The sequence below is a fragment of the Paenarthrobacter sp. 4246 genome (assembly GCF_040546855.1).
GTDB lineage: Bacteria > Actinomycetota > Actinomycetes > Actinomycetales > Micrococcaceae > Arthrobacter.
Map to the genome: position 1 here is coordinate 163,792 of NZ_JBEPOP010000001.1, position 13,508 is coordinate 177,299.

Genomic DNA, 13,508 nt, shown 5'->3' on the forward strand with positions numbered 1-13,508 from the left:
GGCTGATTTTGGATCGAGGACTGATGGGAAACGTCGTGTATGAACCTGTGACGGACGGTGCTGAGAGGTTCCTGTCCGATGCTGCCGCCCGCGGACTGGACGTTGACGTCGTCGAGCGTCCTGCAGCGCGCAGCCTCGAAGAAGCTGCCGGGATCCTGGGCATCAGCCCGGCTGACATTGTGAAGTCGTTGGTGGTCAAACACCGGGATGGCAGCTTCCTGTTCGCACTGATTCCCGGGGACCGCCAGATCTCGTGGCCGAAGCTGCGGGCACTGGTGGGTGTCAACAAGCTCTCGCTCCCCCACGCCGACGTCGCCTTGGCCGCCACTGGATACGAGCGGGGAACCATCACGCCGTTGGGCAGCACCACGCCCTGGCCCGTGTACGCCGACGCCACCATCAGTGGGCGTCGCATCTCCATGGGCGCAGGTGCCCACGGCCGGAGCGCGTTCGTGGACGCGGACGCCCTCACCGCCGCACTGGGCGCAGTAGTAGCGGACATCAGCGAACCCACCTAGCGCAATTGAGCGCGTTTTGAGCCGTCAGAACGCGCTCAACTGCTTACTTGGGTGCGGTTAAACGCAGGAAGCCCCGCCCGGTTCCTTTGTCGGAACGGGGCGGGGCTTCCACAAGCAAAACGAGTTACTTGAGGGTAACCGTTGCGCCAGCTTCTTCGAGCTGAGCCTTTGCCTTCTCGGCAGCTTCCTTGGTGGCGCCTTCGAGAACAGCCTTCGGTGCGCTGTCAACCAGGTCCTTGGCTTCCTTGAGGCCGAGGGAGGTGATGGCGCGAACTTCCTTGATCACTGCGATCTTCTTGTCGCCAGCAGCTTCGAGAACGACGTCGAATTCGGTCTTCTCTTCAGCAGCTTCAGCAGCACCGCCGGCAGCGGGGCCGGCAACTGCAACAGCAGCAGCCGTAACTTCGAAGGTCTCTTCGAAGAGCTTGACGAACTCGGAGAGCTCGATGATGGTCAGTTCCTTGAAAGCTTCAATGAGCTCTTCGTTGCTGAGCTTCGCCATGGTGGCGTCCTTCCATTAGTTGGCGCAGATGCGGACCAGGCCGCTCCATGCACCGGAGTTTGATTGGGGGGAGAACTTAGTTCTCTTCGGTTGCAGCTTCAGCGGCTTCGGCCGGAGCCGCAACCTCTTCAGCAGCAGCCTCTTCAGCCGGAGCTTCTTCAGCGGCCGGTGCAGATGCGCCGCCCTCTTCTTCAAGCTTGAGGCGCAGGGCGTCGATGATGCGGGCAGCAGCGGATGCGGGAGCCTTGAGGACACCAGCAACGCGTGCAAGCTGCAGTTCGCGGGACTCGAGGGCTGCCAGTGCGGCAACTCCTGCTGCGTCCAATGCCTTGCCTTCGAAGACGCCGGTCTTGATAACCAGCTGCTTGTTGGCCTTGGCAAAGTCCGTCAGGCTCTTGGCAGCAGCAACAGCGTCACCCTTGATGAAGGCGATTGCAGTAGGGCCGGCGAGCTGATCGTTGAATGCTTCAACTCCAGCTTCCTTGGCTGCAATGGCACTCAGGGTGTTCTTGACGACCGAGAACTTGGTGTCCTGGCCGAGCGCAACACGCAGTTCCTTGAGCTGTGCAACAGTGAGCCCGCGGTATTCGGTCAGGACAGCCGCGTTCGATTCCTTGAAATCGTTGGTGATCTCTGCAACTGCGGAGATCTTGCTAGGCGTTGTCATAACCCTCCTTCCGGGGAATAAAGCCGGTCTTCCGGGTCCCCGCTCACGAGAGCTAAAACTAAAAAACGCCCCGCGCAGATGCACGGGGCTTGGCTCAACACAGACTGAATCCATGGAGACTTGCTTCGTTCACCTGCGCCGGCCGCCCTATGTTCAGGGTCCTTCGTCAAGGAACTCACTTTAGCCTCAAGGGCGTAGCTGCAGAATTGAGCTTCGCTCGAAAGAGTGGATTCCCATCAACCGACGGTCTTTGGTAATTCAAGGTTACGGGAGAGTGTTCCCCAAACCAAATCGGCGGCCGACTAGTCCGACGACGTCGTGTCCTTGCCCCGTCCGGGAAGTTCCTTCTGCCAGAGTCCGGTGACGCCCGCCGTCGTAAACCCCAACTGCTTGTTCACTGTGAGGAGGTAGCGGTTCTCGGGCGCGTTCCACGTGTAGATCACCCGGGCATCGGGGAACTGCTCGCTGAGCCGTTCCATGTTGGCCACCTTGATCAGCAGGCCCAGCTTGTTGCCCCGGTGTTCCTGGAGGACCAAGGTGTCGTCTTGGAAAACCACGTCCTGGCGGTGCGCCAGGACGCTGATGGTGGTCAGGCCCACCAAGCGCCCGCTCTCACAATGCTCGACGGCGGTGACCACCGTGCGCCGGCCCTGCGCCAAGGCGGCGTCTTCAGTGTCACGGAGGACGACGGGATCGAACACCATGCCGCTTGCCTCGACCTCGGGTGCATCTTCGTCACCCTCATCGCGGACCACCTCGCCGGCAGCATTTTCCAACGCCGCCACAGCTTCCAGCCACGGTTCAGGGCAACGGTCCGTCCAGTGGTGCAGGACATAGCGGCCACCGTTGGCTTCCTCGGCCTCCACCTGCAGATCGCCCACGAGTTTTGAGTCGAGGGGCAGGACGCAGGAGCTGAACTGCTCAATGTGTTGCAGGGTGTAGCCGGCACGTTTGGCAAAATCCACTTCCCTGCTGCTCACTGGAATAAAGCCCGCACCGCTTCCAGGGATCAGCTGGTCCTCGGGGACCTCAGTCAGTGATGTTGCAGGATGGTTGGTGTCCACCAGAATCATGGTCCTGCCCTCTGCCCGGGCCAGTTGCTCGGCGGCTTCAAGCAATTGCCGTCCGACGCCCTGGCTTTGATACTCAGGCAGGATATCCAATGTGAATTCGGCCAGGTCCATGTTGTCTGCCAGGGGCAAGGCAATATCCACGGTGCCCACAATGGCGCCATCCACCTTGGCCACCAGGATGATCTGGCGCTCATAGGGATCGGAGAACTCCAGCAGCTTCTCCAGGGGGGTATAAGCGAGGTCGTCGCTCCCCCAGGTCTCCATGCGTACCCGTCGGCCTACTTCCACAGCGTCCAGGAAATCAGCGGCGTCGGGGCTGTCCAGGGTGTCAGGCACCCACAGCTGCTCGACGTGAACGGTCTTTGCCTCGTCTACAGTCATCCCAGCCGTTTCTGCCATTCGCCTTCAAAGCCGGAGGGCTTGAATCCCAGGGCGATATTAATGGCCAGCATATGCCGGTTTTCATTGGCGTTCCATGTCATCACCGACGTGGCGTCAGGCCAGAGCTCTCCTGCGCGACGAAGATTGCCGATCTTGACCAGCATTCCCAAGCGGTGACCGCGGTGTCCAGGGGCCACCAACGTGTCCTCCTGGTAGATCACGGCGGGCAGCGCGGCGCGATGCGTCAGGACCGTGTAGGCAGCCAGCTCACCAGTGGAGTCGTGGTGGGCAACCGCCACCACCGGGTCAACACCGCCAGACCTCCATGTGGATTCCTCCTGGCGTACCCGGGCGGCATCCCAGTCTTCGCCCTCCCAGCCCAACCCGGCGATGGGCACTTCTGTGCTCATGAGGCTCTTGAGGCGTGCGAAGGCGTCCACCAGATGGTCCGGGCACCGGTCCCGCCAGGCTATGACGCTGTACCCGGCGGCCCGCTGCGTAGCCTCAGCCTCGAGGTCCCGCAGAATCTCCTCCTCAACAGGGAAAGGCAGCGTGCTGTTGGTTTCCACCTGTTCCAACGTGTACCCATGATGGAGGGCGAACTGAGTTGATGCGGAATCCAGCGGGACACCGCCGGTGCCGGACTTGGCCTCCAGAAACCGGGTGCGATCCGTGGCCGGCCCGAGTGGCTCCTCGCAGTACCCGTCAAAGGAGATGCGGTCTCTTCCGCGTGCCAGTTCCTCCAAAACGCCCAGGATGGCGGACCCAAACCCGCGCCGCCGGAAAGGCGCGGCGACCAGGACGTCCACGCCCGCCGTCGTCGTGTTTTCACTCAGTGGTAGTGTCAGCGTCCCGCGTCCCACCACGGCGCCATCAAGATACGCCAGGAACACCTGCCGCTCCTCGTACTCACTCCCCCGCCAGAAGACAGCTGCTTCAGCCAACGTGGGGCAACGGTCCCGGTTGCCCCAGAGCTCCAGCTGGTGGGCAATGTCGAGCCCATGGAACGCCTGGAATTCCGAGTCATCCGCACCGGGCTGTCCTGGCACGCGGATCCGTTCTACGGTTAGCCCGCCCGGGACGGAAGAGTTCGACGACGACACGCACCACAGCCTACGGCCCACCACTGCCGGTGAACAGGGAACAAGGCAAGAAAAAGGACCGCCCGGCATAGCCGGACGGTCCTTTATCAGAGCCAGTGCTCGCGAAGCTTATGCGTCGGTGAGAACCTTGGTGACGTTCGGGTCAACGGTGATGCCCGGACCGAACGTGGTGGCAACGGTAGCCTTCTGGATGTAGCGGCCCTTGGAAGCGGACGGCTTCAAGCGAAGCACCTCTTCCAGTGCAGCTGCGTAGTTCTCGGCCAGCTTGTTGGCGTCGAAGGAAACCTTGCCGATGATGAAGTGCAGGTTCGAGTGCTTGTCGACGCGGAAGTCGATCTTGCCACCCTTGATGTCGTTGACAGCCTTGGTGACATCCGGGGTAACCGTACCGGTCTTCGGGTTCGGCATCAGGTTACGCGGGCCGAGGACCTTACCGAGGCGGCCAACCTTGCCCATGAGGTCAGGGGTTGCCACTGCGGCGTCGAAGTCGGTCCAGCCGGCTGCGATCTTTTCGATCAGGTCATCGGAACCAACGAAGTCGGCGCCGGCAGCGATTGCTGCTTCAGCCTTGTCGCCGGTTGCGAAAACGAGGACGCGGGCGGTCTTACCGGTGCCGTGCGGCAGGTTGACGGTGCCACGAACCATCTGGTCGGCCTTACGCGGGTCAACGCCCAAACGGAAAGCTACCTCAACGGTTGCGTCGAACTTGGAAGGGTTGGTGTCCTTCGCGAGGGTGATTGCTTCGATCGGGGCGTAGACCTTGTCTGCCTCGATCTTGGCTACGGCTGCCTCATATGCTTTGCTGCGCTTTGCCATGCTGCTGTTTCTCCTTGTGCAGTTGTGGTCTGCGGACCGCGCTGGGCCCTGCCACAGTCGTGGATCCGGCAAGGATCCTGCGACATTTCAAATGTTTCAGATGCCGGTTGCCCGGCGGGTGAAGGCCACAAGGGCCTTCGAAGACTACTAGCCTTCTACGGTGATACCCATGGAGCGGGCGGTGCCGGCGATGATCAGGGCAGCAGCCTTGATGTCGTTGGCGTTGAGGTCTTCCATCTTGGTGGAAGCAATTTCCTCGACCTGTGCCTGGGTCAGCTTGGCAACCTTGACGGTGTGCGGGGTAGCTGAACCCTTGGCGACGCCTGCAGCCTTCTTGATGAGCTCTGCAGCCGGCGGGGTCTTGGTGATGAAGGTGAAGGAACGGTCTTCGTAGACCGTGATTTCCACCGGGATAACGTTTCCGCGCTGGGATTCCGTTGCAGCGTTGTACGCCTTGCAGAATTCCATGATGTTGACACCGTGCTGGCCAAGCGCAGGACCGATCGGCGGGGCCGGGTTAGCGGCACCTGCCTGGATCTGCAGCTTGATGAGGCCGGTGACCTTCTTCTTGGGAGCCAATGTAGGGTCCTTCTCTCAATAGCTTCCTGGGACACAGGAGCGCGTCCCAGGTTTTTGGCCGCCATGGCGAGGCGGCCGGCCGCTCCCGAACTGCTAAGCAGGCAGGACTGGAGCGAAATTTTGGAATCAGCTAGATCTTGGTGACCTGGTTGAATGCGAGCGTCACCGGGGTTTCGCGCTCGAAGATCGAGACCAGGACCACCAGGGTCTGGGACTCGGGCTTGATCTCGGAGATCGTTGCCGGAAGGGTCTCGAACGGGCCCTCCTTGACGATGACCGACTCGCCGACCTCAAAGTCGACGGCCACGGGAGCCTGGTTCTGCTTGTTGACCGGCTTACCCTGCTCTGCCTGCTCTTCCTCGAAGACCGGGGCGAGCATGGAGAAGACCTCGTCAAGGCGCAGCGGCACGGGGTTGTGGGCGTTGCCCACGAAGCCGGTGACGCCAGGGGTGTGGCGAACGGCGCCCCAGGAGGCGTCGGTCAGGTCCATGCGGACCAGGACGTAGCCGGGAATGCGCACGCGGTTGATGACCTTGCGCTGCGCGTTCTTGATCTCGACGACCTCTTCCATGGGCACCTGGATTTCGAAGATGTAATCTTCCATGTCCAGGGTCTGGATGCGGGTCTCAAGGTTTGCCTTCACGCGGTTCTCGTAACCTGCGTAGGAGTGGATGACGTACCAGTCACCTTCCTGGCGGCGCAGCTTGCCCTTGAATTCTTCCGCCGGATCGGCCGGAGCTGCAGCAGCAGCGGCTGCCAGGTCGTCGCCGTCGGACTCTTCCGAGGCGTCGTCCTCGTCTGCAACATCGCCGGACGCGTCATCAGATTCGGCGTCGACGTCAGCTTCGAAGTCCTCTTCGGATTCATCGGCGTCGGCAGATTCGGGCGCAGCAGAATCAACCTCGGACTCTTCCGCAGCCTCAACTGCAGCGCCCTCAGTTTCTTCCAGCTCAGTCTCGTTTACCTCGAGCTCCTGCTCAGACACTTGGTCTCCTGCTTCCTCATTGCCTAACATGCCTATTTAAATGGCTCAATTCCGCAAACCCCGCAAAATTCCTGAAGTACCAAGGAATTTCACACAGTTTGCGGACAGATCCGCTTAGCGGTCCGTAGCGCCTGACCCACCGAAGACCCAGCTGACTCCCGTGCCGAAGGCCAGGTCCAGAAGGGTGACGATGAGCATCATGATGGCCACGAACACCAGCACCACGAGCGTGTAATTGATCAGTTCCTTGCGGGTGGGAGCAACGACCTTCTTCAGTTCACCAATGACCTGGCGGACGAAGAGAGCAATACGGGCGAAGAAGCCGCGATCGGCTTTCTTGGCGGGTCGGCCCTTCGAGCTGCTGGCAGCTGTTTCGGTCACCTGATCCTCACTCACCTTGCAAAGTCGTTGACCCGACTCTGATCAGAGCCATGGTTGCTGCGCATGCCCCGGCGTTTCCGCCGGGACAGCTTGCGCAGGGCAGACAGGACTCGAACCTGCAACCTGCGGTTTTGGAGACCGCTGCGCTACCAATTGCGCCACTACCCTATGGATCGAATCCATGTTTCAGGCCGCACTTCAGCCTGTGGTGCTTTTCAACACCGGTGAACCAGTCTACGCAAGAATTTCGCGATAGTCGAACCGGCCCATTTCCGGTCCACCCAGCCCCAAAAACCTGTGACCAGCATTATCAGTCACAAAGTCCGGCGGGCACCCGGGAGGTCCGCAGAACAGCATAAGGTAGTTTACGTCGAATCCCATCATCCAGCCCACGAGCTGCCTGCGAAGAACGGTACATAGATGTCTGCCGGAACAACTACCGCCCGCATTTCACAGCGAATCTCCGCCATTGCCGAGTCCGCCACCCTTGCCGTTGATGCCAAGGCGAAGGCACTGAAGGCCGCGGGCCGTCCCGTGATCGGTTTCGGTGCCGGTGAACCCGATTTCCCCACCCCGGATTACATCGTCCAGGCCGCCATTGAAGCTGCGAGCCAGCCGAAGTACCACCGGTACTCCCCAGCCGGTGGCCTCCCTGAGCTGAAGAAGGCCATCGCAGAAAAGACCCTGCGCGATTCCGGCTACCAGGTTGACCCTTCCCAGGTGCTGGTGACCAACGGCGGCAAGCAGGCGGTTTACAACACCTTCGCTACGTTGGTGGATCCGGGCGATGAGGTCATCATCCCCACCCCGTTCTGGACCACCTACCCGGAAGCCATCCGCCTCGCCGGCGGCGTGCCCGTTGAGGTCTTCGCCGGTCCGGAACAGGGATACCTGGTGACCGTCGAGCAGCTCGAAGCAGCCGTGACGGACCGGACCAAGATCCTGCTGTTCGTTTCCCCGTCCAACCCCACAGGTGCCGTGTACAGCCCGGAGCAGGTTGCGGAGATCGGCAAGTGGGCTGCATCCAAGGGCCTCTGGGTTGTTACGGACGAAATCTACGAGCACCTGACTTACGACGGTGTGGAGTTCACCTCCATCGCCACCGCCGCTCCGGAACTGGGCGACAAAGTTGTCATCCTCAATGGCGTTGCCAAGACCTATGCCATGACCGGATGGCGCGTGGGCTGGATGATTGGGCCGGCTGACGTCATCAAGGCAGCCACCAACCTGCAGTCGCACGCGACGTCCAACGTCTCGAACATCATGCAGGTCGCCGCCGCCGCTGCCCTCACGGGTCCGCTGACCGCCGTCGACGAAATGAAGGTTGCCTTCGACCGCCGCCGCAAAGCGATCGTCGCCGGACTCAACGCGATTGAGGGCGTTGAATGCCCGACGCCGACCGGCGCCTTCTACGTGTACGCGGACGTCCGCGGACTGCTGGGTAAGGAATTTGAGACCTCGAACGGTCCCGTCCGTCCTTCCACCTCTGCTGAACTCGCCACCCTCATCCTCGACGAGGTTGAGGTAGCCGTGGTTCCGGGCGAAGCGTTCGGCCCCTCCGGCTACGTCCGCCTGTCCTACGCTTTGGGCGACGAAGACCTCGCCGAGGGTGTGCGCCGCATTCAGGAATTCCTGGGCAAGGCCAAGTAGCAGCCAGCCAACGCAAACGCTCTTCCACCGAGGCCGGTGGAAGAGCGTTTTCGTTTAAGGCTCGGGACGTGGGAGCGCGATCGGGAAAGCCCGACGGGAAGCGGGAGGGCGCTAGAGGAGGCGGCGCTCGGCCGCCCACTTGGTGAGCTCGTGGCGGCTGGAGAGCTGGAGCTTCCTGAGGACGGCAGAAACGTGGGTCTCCACGGTCTTGATGGAAATGAAGAGTTCCTTGGCGACTTCCTTGTAGCTGTATCCCCGCGCGATGAGCCTCATGACTTCGAGTTCGCGGGCAGAGAGCTTGTCCAGTTCGTCATCCGCAATATCTGCCGGAGCGGTACCGAACGCATCCAGCACAAAGCCCGCAAGCCGGGGTGAAAAGACGGCGTCTCCATCGGCCACCCTGATCACGGCATCGGAAATCTCTTTGCCTGAGATGGTCTTGGTGACATAGCCCCGGGCACCGGCACGGATGACGGAGACCACGTCCTCGGCTGCGTCCGAAACACTGAGCGCCAGGAAACTGGTGGTTCCCAGCAACGCGGCCGATCCAGCAATGACCTCTCGACCACCACCGCCCAGTCCGCCGGGAAGATGAACGTCCAGGAGCACCACCTCCGGGCGGGCTTCGGCAATGACGGCGATGGCCTGCTCCACCGTTCCGGCTTCTCCTACGACGTCCATGCGGGCATCGAGATCGGCTTTCAGCCCCGACCGGAAGATGGTGTGGTCATCCACGATCACCACCCGCACCGTGCGTCCTGGACCATTCTGGGGGTTGGTGCTCATTGCTTCGCTTCTCCATTCCGGGCTTCGTTGTTCCGGGCTTCGTTGTTGCGCTGTTCGCCCGCGTCGCCGTTGGCGGACGGCAGGGTCAGCCGGACTTCCGTTCCGTCGCTGCTGCTGTTGATGGTCGCTGTGCCACCGTGCCGCTTCATCCGGCCAATGATCGATTCCTTGACGCCCAGCCTGTCGACCGGAACAGCATCCGGATCGAAACCGGGACCGCGGTCCTTGACGAAGATTTCCGTGGTGCCCGCAGTACTCTCCACATACACGGACACCGTTCCGCCGCCATGCCGTGCGGCGTTGAGCATCGCCTCCCGGGCTGCCTGCACCATGGCCTCGTGCCGTTCCGTCATGTCCGTATCGCCCACCGCCACCACTTCTACCGCGTGGCCCTGGGAGTCTTCCACCTCCGCTGCGACGGCTTTGATGCGCTCGGCCAGGAGCCCCGATTCCTTGGCTGCATCACTGAAAAGCCAGGCCCGGAGTTCGCGTTCCTGTGCCCTGGCAAGCCGCACGACGTCTTGTTCCGACCCCGCCCTGCGCTGGATCAGCGCCAAGGTCTGCAGCACGGAATCGTGCAGATGCGCGGCGATCTCGGCGCGCTCCGTCTCGCGGATGCGGCCTGCCCGTTCGGTTTCCAGGTCCTTCCAAAACTTGAGGCCCCAGGGCAACAGGACCAGGGCAACGCCGCCCAGGACGGCCACGGACGCCAGCAGCGCCAGCCACGTCTGCTCCCACGATCCCGAGCCGGACACCATGACCAGAACGCCCGCCACCACCAGCGCCAGGCCGGCTGCCAGCCGGACCCAGCCCCCGGCTTGATCGGCTTTCGTCTTGTCCACCAGGCCGGCCCTGCGCGTTTCGTCGAGCTGCATCCAGGCGATGGCCGCACCGCCCAGGATTGCCGCGGCCGGTATGAGGGTCCCCAGGGGAACGTCGACGCCGAACTGCCGGGCCACCAGGATTGCGGCCACCAGGAGCAGGGCCGCGCCGAGAAGGATTTCCTTGCCATACTGAATGCGCCGTGAGGAGAACCACGATGCCAGGCCTCCCCCACCGGCGCTGTCCGCCCAGTCCCATGCGGCGGACGGACTGCCGAATCCCGGAGGTTCAGCAGCGGGAATAGGACCACGGCCCAGGACGTCGCTGACGCTCGAGACCGGATGCTCAGCAGCTACCCCGGAAGACGGCCCGCCCACCGGGCCGGAACCAAGAACAGGAGTTGCGCCTGCCGCCGATGGTGGACATCCGGCGTCGTATGTTTTCGATGCCTGGTGGCTTCCACCGACTGGCGTGAATCCGGCAGGCGTGGTTCCACCGCTGGGCCCAGGTACCGGCGGCAGGCTCACGGCAGGAGCAATGGGCGACGCCGGACGGCGGGCATTGCGCTTGGCGCTCTCATCCGCAGTGGGAACCATGGTCCACAGCCACGCGTAAAAAGCCACGCCTGCGCCGCCGGCGAAACACGCCAGGATCATGCCAAGCCGGACGAACTTGACCGGCCATCCCAAGTGATCGGCCAGCCCACTGCAGACGCCGGCAATCATGCGGTCGCTGCTGCGAACCAGCACGGGGCGTTGTACAGCGGTTGTCATGTACCAATCCAAACACGGATAAGGGTGACCCGGACTGGAAACAAGCGTTGTTCGGGGGTCCCTCAGGGATCATTCAGGGTATCCCCCAGTAGAGGGAAGGACGGGCGGGCGGCAGGATCGAAGTATGAACGCGAACAGCATGAATCCAGAGGAACCCGGAACGCCAGGCACTGCCGGCACCTCCGGCTCACAGCAAGAGCCCACCGCCGGCGCTTCCGCGGGAACTGGTCCGGAAAACGGAAACTACCCGCCGGCCGGCGCCGCTCCGGCCGCTTCCCAGGAGAACTTCTTCGACTGGATCCGCAACCAAGGCATCCGTCGCGGACCGGACCGCTGGATTGGCGGCGTGGCAAGCGGTGTGGCCCACCGCTTCGGCATCGACCCGCTGATTGTGAGGGGCATCTTCATCGTCCTGGCAGTCTTCGCCGGCGTAGGGGTGCTGCTTTACGGCATTGCCTGGGCCCTCCTGCCTGAGCCCGATGGCCGCATCCACGTCCAGGAAGCAGCTGCCGGCCGCTGGTCCGGAGGCATGACCGGCGCGTTGATCACCACGATCATCGGGCTCCCGAGCCTGGGCCGTGGATTCTGGGGTTGGGGCTGGGACGGATTGCCCGGCCTGTTCTGGACGCTGTTCTGGATGGGTGGCATCTTCTACCTCATCTACTTCCTGGTCCAACGCAACAAGGCTCCGAAGGGAGCTCCACCCATGAGCCAGCAGAACTATTCCGCGGCACCCGGCAAGACCGCCGCGTACGGAACCACCGCAGCCGGAACGCCAGTGGCCTACGGGCCGTCTACCGCCTACGGCGCTCCGGCCGCGAGCAACACAGGCGTCCCTGTCTATGGGGCCGGCCAGCACGGCACAAAACCCCATGGCCACAGCGCCAGCGCCGTACCGCCGTCGGGCCCGTACGCGCCGTCGGGTCCTTACAGCCCGTCCAATCCGGCCGGCCCCCGTCCCCCGCAGGGCCCCACTGGCCCGCAGGACTGGCAGCCCAAGCCCGCCGCCCCCAAGCGCAAGGGGCCCGGGGCTGCGATCGTGGCGGTTTCTGCCGGTGCTGCGTTGTTGGCCGGCGGCACGTTGAAAGCCCTCGACGCCGGGAATGTCATTGAATTGGGCAACTCGGCCAACGCCGTAGTGTGGGCCACCGGCGCCGCAGTCCTGGGCCTGGGCATCCTGGTTGCCGGACTCCGCGGCCGGACCTCAGGATTCCTGGGCTTCCTCGCAGTGGTCGCGCTGATCATCGGCGGAATCTTCAACGTGGTCCCCCGGGACGGAGACCGCTTCACTTTCCACGACGTCAACTGGACGCCCACCAGCCTTGACCAAGCACGGCTGGGCATCAATGTCACCGGCGCCCAAGGACGGTTGGACTTGAGCGAAATCTCCCTGACCCCGCCGCTGATTTCCGAAGTCACCATCCCTGTAGATGCGACCGCCAGCAACGTCACGGTCATCATTCCCGACGACGTGCCTGTGGAAGTCAGGGCGGACATGACCTTCGGCAACCTCAACGAACGCGGCTCGGACCGCGGCGGCCGGCTCCAGGACGAACGGACCCTGTACAACACCGGGAAGCCCGGAGCCAACCTCGTGGTGGAAATCGACGGCACGTTCAGCAACGTGACCATCCAGGAAGGAAACTGACATGAGCACCAACGAGCCAGGCAAGGCGAACGACGCCCAGCCAACAGCGCCGCTGCCCAAGGACGCACGCCCCACCGAAACCCAGCCCACAGCACCTCTGCCCCAGGAAACGCGCCCCACCGAAGCCCTGCCCAAGCCACGGCTCCAGGAAATCCCGCTGACGCCGCCGTTGGAGCGCAGCTTCCAGGTGGAGCACGCGGACGACGACGAACCCCGGCAAGCCCGGATCGGCACCGTGGTGTGGGGGTTGATCGTGATAGCCCTGGCGGCCTTGATCGTCATCTCAACGCTCGGGTGGGTGACACTGAACGGCACCTACGTGCTGATAGGCCTGATGATCGGCGCCGGAGCGGCCTTGGTAGTGGGAGGACTCCTCTCCGCCCGCAAGGGTTCCAAAAAAGTGACCACCACGAAGTGACAAAGCAACCACAACAGGGAAGTCTGTAGCCATGGACAAGTTCTTCAGCATCGTCAGGGGCTTCGGCCTGAAGCGTGGACCGCAACGCTGGCTGGGCGGCATCTGCGGAGGAATCGCGGCAAAGCTCAGGGTGGACGTGGCATACGTCCGGGTAGCATTCCTGCTCTTCTGCCTGCTGCCAGGGCCCGCGTTCGTGATCTACATCCTGGGCTGGCTGCTCTTGCCGGACCAGAACAACAAGATCGCCCTCGAATCGTTCATCAGCCAGCGTTCCCGGTAAGTCCCGGTCACAAAGCACGCGAAGCGTCCCGCCACCAGGCGGGGCGCTTCCTTTGTTTTCAGCCACGTTTCCAATACCGCACGGCCGGGTTCAAAAGTAACCGTTTGTGTCCCACCCCACATGCGC

The 13,508-nt window shown here is 62.8% G+C and carries 15 protein-coding genes and 1 tRNA gene; 5 read left to right on the forward strand and 11 right to left on the reverse strand.

The window, feature by feature from the left end:
• The first annotated feature begins 23 nt into the window (after nt 1-23).
• The gene (locus ABIE35_RS00785; RefSeq protein WP_354511978.1) at nt 24-518 is read left to right on the forward strand and encodes an aminoacyl-tRNA deacylase; all 495 of its coding nucleotides are present in this window, start codon (nt 24-26) and stop codon (nt 516-518) included.
• A gap of 124 nt (nt 519-642) precedes the next feature.
• Here ABIE35_RS00785 and rplL read toward each other — a convergent pair whose 3' ends face one another.
• The 9 genes from rplL to ABIE35_RS00830 all read right to left on the reverse strand — a co-directional run bounded on the left by rplL (nt 643) and on the right by ABIE35_RS00830 (nt 7,173).
• Nucleotides 643-1,020 (reverse strand): 50S ribosomal protein L7/L12, encoded by a 378-nt coding sequence (rplL, locus tag ABIE35_RS00790; protein ID WP_011775604.1) that lies wholly within the window; start codon nt 1,018-1,020, stop codon nt 643-645.
• A 76-nt stretch (nt 1,021-1,096) separates the two neighbouring features.
• Nucleotides 1,097-1,687, reverse strand: coding sequence for a 50S ribosomal protein L10 (rplJ, locus tag ABIE35_RS00795; RefSeq protein ID WP_354511979.1), 591 nt, complete (start codon nt 1,685-1,687; stop codon nt 1,097-1,099).
• Between the two features lie 302 nt (nt 1,688-1,989).
• Nucleotides 1,990-3,159: a GNAT family N-acetyltransferase gene (locus ABIE35_RS00800; protein WP_354511981.1), complete on the reverse strand. Its 1,170-nt coding sequence runs from the start codon at nt 3,157-3,159 to the stop codon at nt 1,990-1,992.
• Nucleotides 3,138-4,244, reverse strand: coding sequence for a GNAT family N-acetyltransferase (locus tag ABIE35_RS00805; RefSeq protein ID WP_354511983.1), 1,107 nt, complete (start codon nt 4,242-4,244; stop codon nt 3,138-3,140). The genes ABIE35_RS00800 and ABIE35_RS00805 overlap by 22 nt, the downstream gene beginning before the upstream one ends.
• Nucleotides 4,245-4,352: 108 nt before the next feature.
• Nucleotides 4,353-5,060, reverse strand: coding sequence for a 50S ribosomal protein L1 (gene rplA, locus ABIE35_RS00810; protein ID WP_090817733.1), 708 nt, complete (start codon nt 5,058-5,060; stop codon nt 4,353-4,355).
• Nucleotides 5,061-5,207: 147 nt separating this feature from the next.
• A complete protein-coding gene (rplK, locus tag ABIE35_RS00815) occupies nt 5,208-5,639 on the reverse strand; it encodes a 50S ribosomal protein L11 (protein ID WP_011775609.1) in 432 nt (143 codons plus the stop codon).
• A gap of 130 nt (nt 5,640-5,769) precedes the next feature.
• Entirely contained in the window at nt 5,770-6,624 is an 855-nt protein-coding gene (nusG, locus tag ABIE35_RS00820) for a transcription termination/antitermination protein NusG (protein WP_354511985.1), read from the reverse strand.
• A gap of 114 nt (nt 6,625-6,738) precedes the next feature.
• Nucleotides 6,739-7,020, reverse strand: a complete 282-nt coding sequence (gene secE, locus ABIE35_RS00825; RefSeq protein ID WP_024817604.1) for a preprotein translocase subunit SecE — start codon at nt 7,018-7,020, stop codon at nt 6,739-6,741.
• 80 nt (nt 7,021-7,100) lie between these two features.
• Nucleotides 7,101-7,173 (reverse strand) — tRNA-Trp (locus ABIE35_RS00830).
• A 252-nt stretch (nt 7,174-7,425) separates the two neighbouring features.
• Between ABIE35_RS00830 and ABIE35_RS00835 the strand changes: the two genes are divergently transcribed.
• Nucleotides 7,426-8,655, forward strand: coding sequence for a pyridoxal phosphate-dependent aminotransferase (locus ABIE35_RS00835; protein WP_311213692.1), 1,230 nt, complete (start codon nt 7,426-7,428; stop codon nt 8,653-8,655).
• A 111-nt stretch (nt 8,656-8,766) separates the two neighbouring features.
• On the opposite strand, the gene ABIE35_RS00840 is transcribed toward ABIE35_RS00835, so the two are convergent.
• Together ABIE35_RS00840 and ABIE35_RS00845 are read right to left on the reverse strand one after the other, a co-directional pair.
• On the reverse strand, nt 8,767-9,441 hold the full coding sequence (locus tag ABIE35_RS00840) for a LuxR C-terminal-related transcriptional regulator (RefSeq protein WP_089595814.1): 675 nt from the start codon (nt 9,439-9,441) through the stop codon (nt 8,767-8,769).
• Nucleotides 9,438-11,036, reverse strand: a complete 1,599-nt coding sequence (locus tag ABIE35_RS00845) for an ATP-binding protein (RefSeq protein WP_354511988.1) — start codon at nt 11,034-11,036, stop codon at nt 9,438-9,440. The genes ABIE35_RS00840 and ABIE35_RS00845 overlap by 4 nt, the downstream gene beginning before the upstream one ends.
• Nucleotides 11,037-11,160: 124 nt before the next feature.
• On the opposite strand from ABIE35_RS00845, the gene ABIE35_RS00850 reads away from it, so the two are divergent.
• From ABIE35_RS00850 to ABIE35_RS00860, 3 genes are read left to right on the forward strand one after another with little or no spacing between them, the layout of a single operon-like run.
• Nucleotides 11,161-12,684, forward strand: coding sequence for a PspC domain-containing protein (locus ABIE35_RS00850; protein WP_354511990.1), 1,524 nt, complete (start codon nt 11,161-11,163; stop codon nt 12,682-12,684).
• A 1-nt stretch (nt 12,685) separates the two neighbouring features.
• Nucleotides 12,686-13,102 carry a hypothetical protein gene (locus tag ABIE35_RS00855; protein WP_354511991.1) on the forward strand — a complete coding sequence of 139 codons (417 nt, stop codon included), beginning with the start codon at nt 12,686-12,688 and terminating at the stop codon, nt 13,100-13,102.
• Between the two features lie 31 nt (nt 13,103-13,133).
• Entirely contained in the window at nt 13,134-13,382 is a 249-nt protein-coding gene (locus tag ABIE35_RS00860) for a PspC domain-containing protein (protein ID WP_089595817.1), read from the forward strand.
• Nucleotides 13,383-13,508 lie beyond the last annotated feature (126 nt).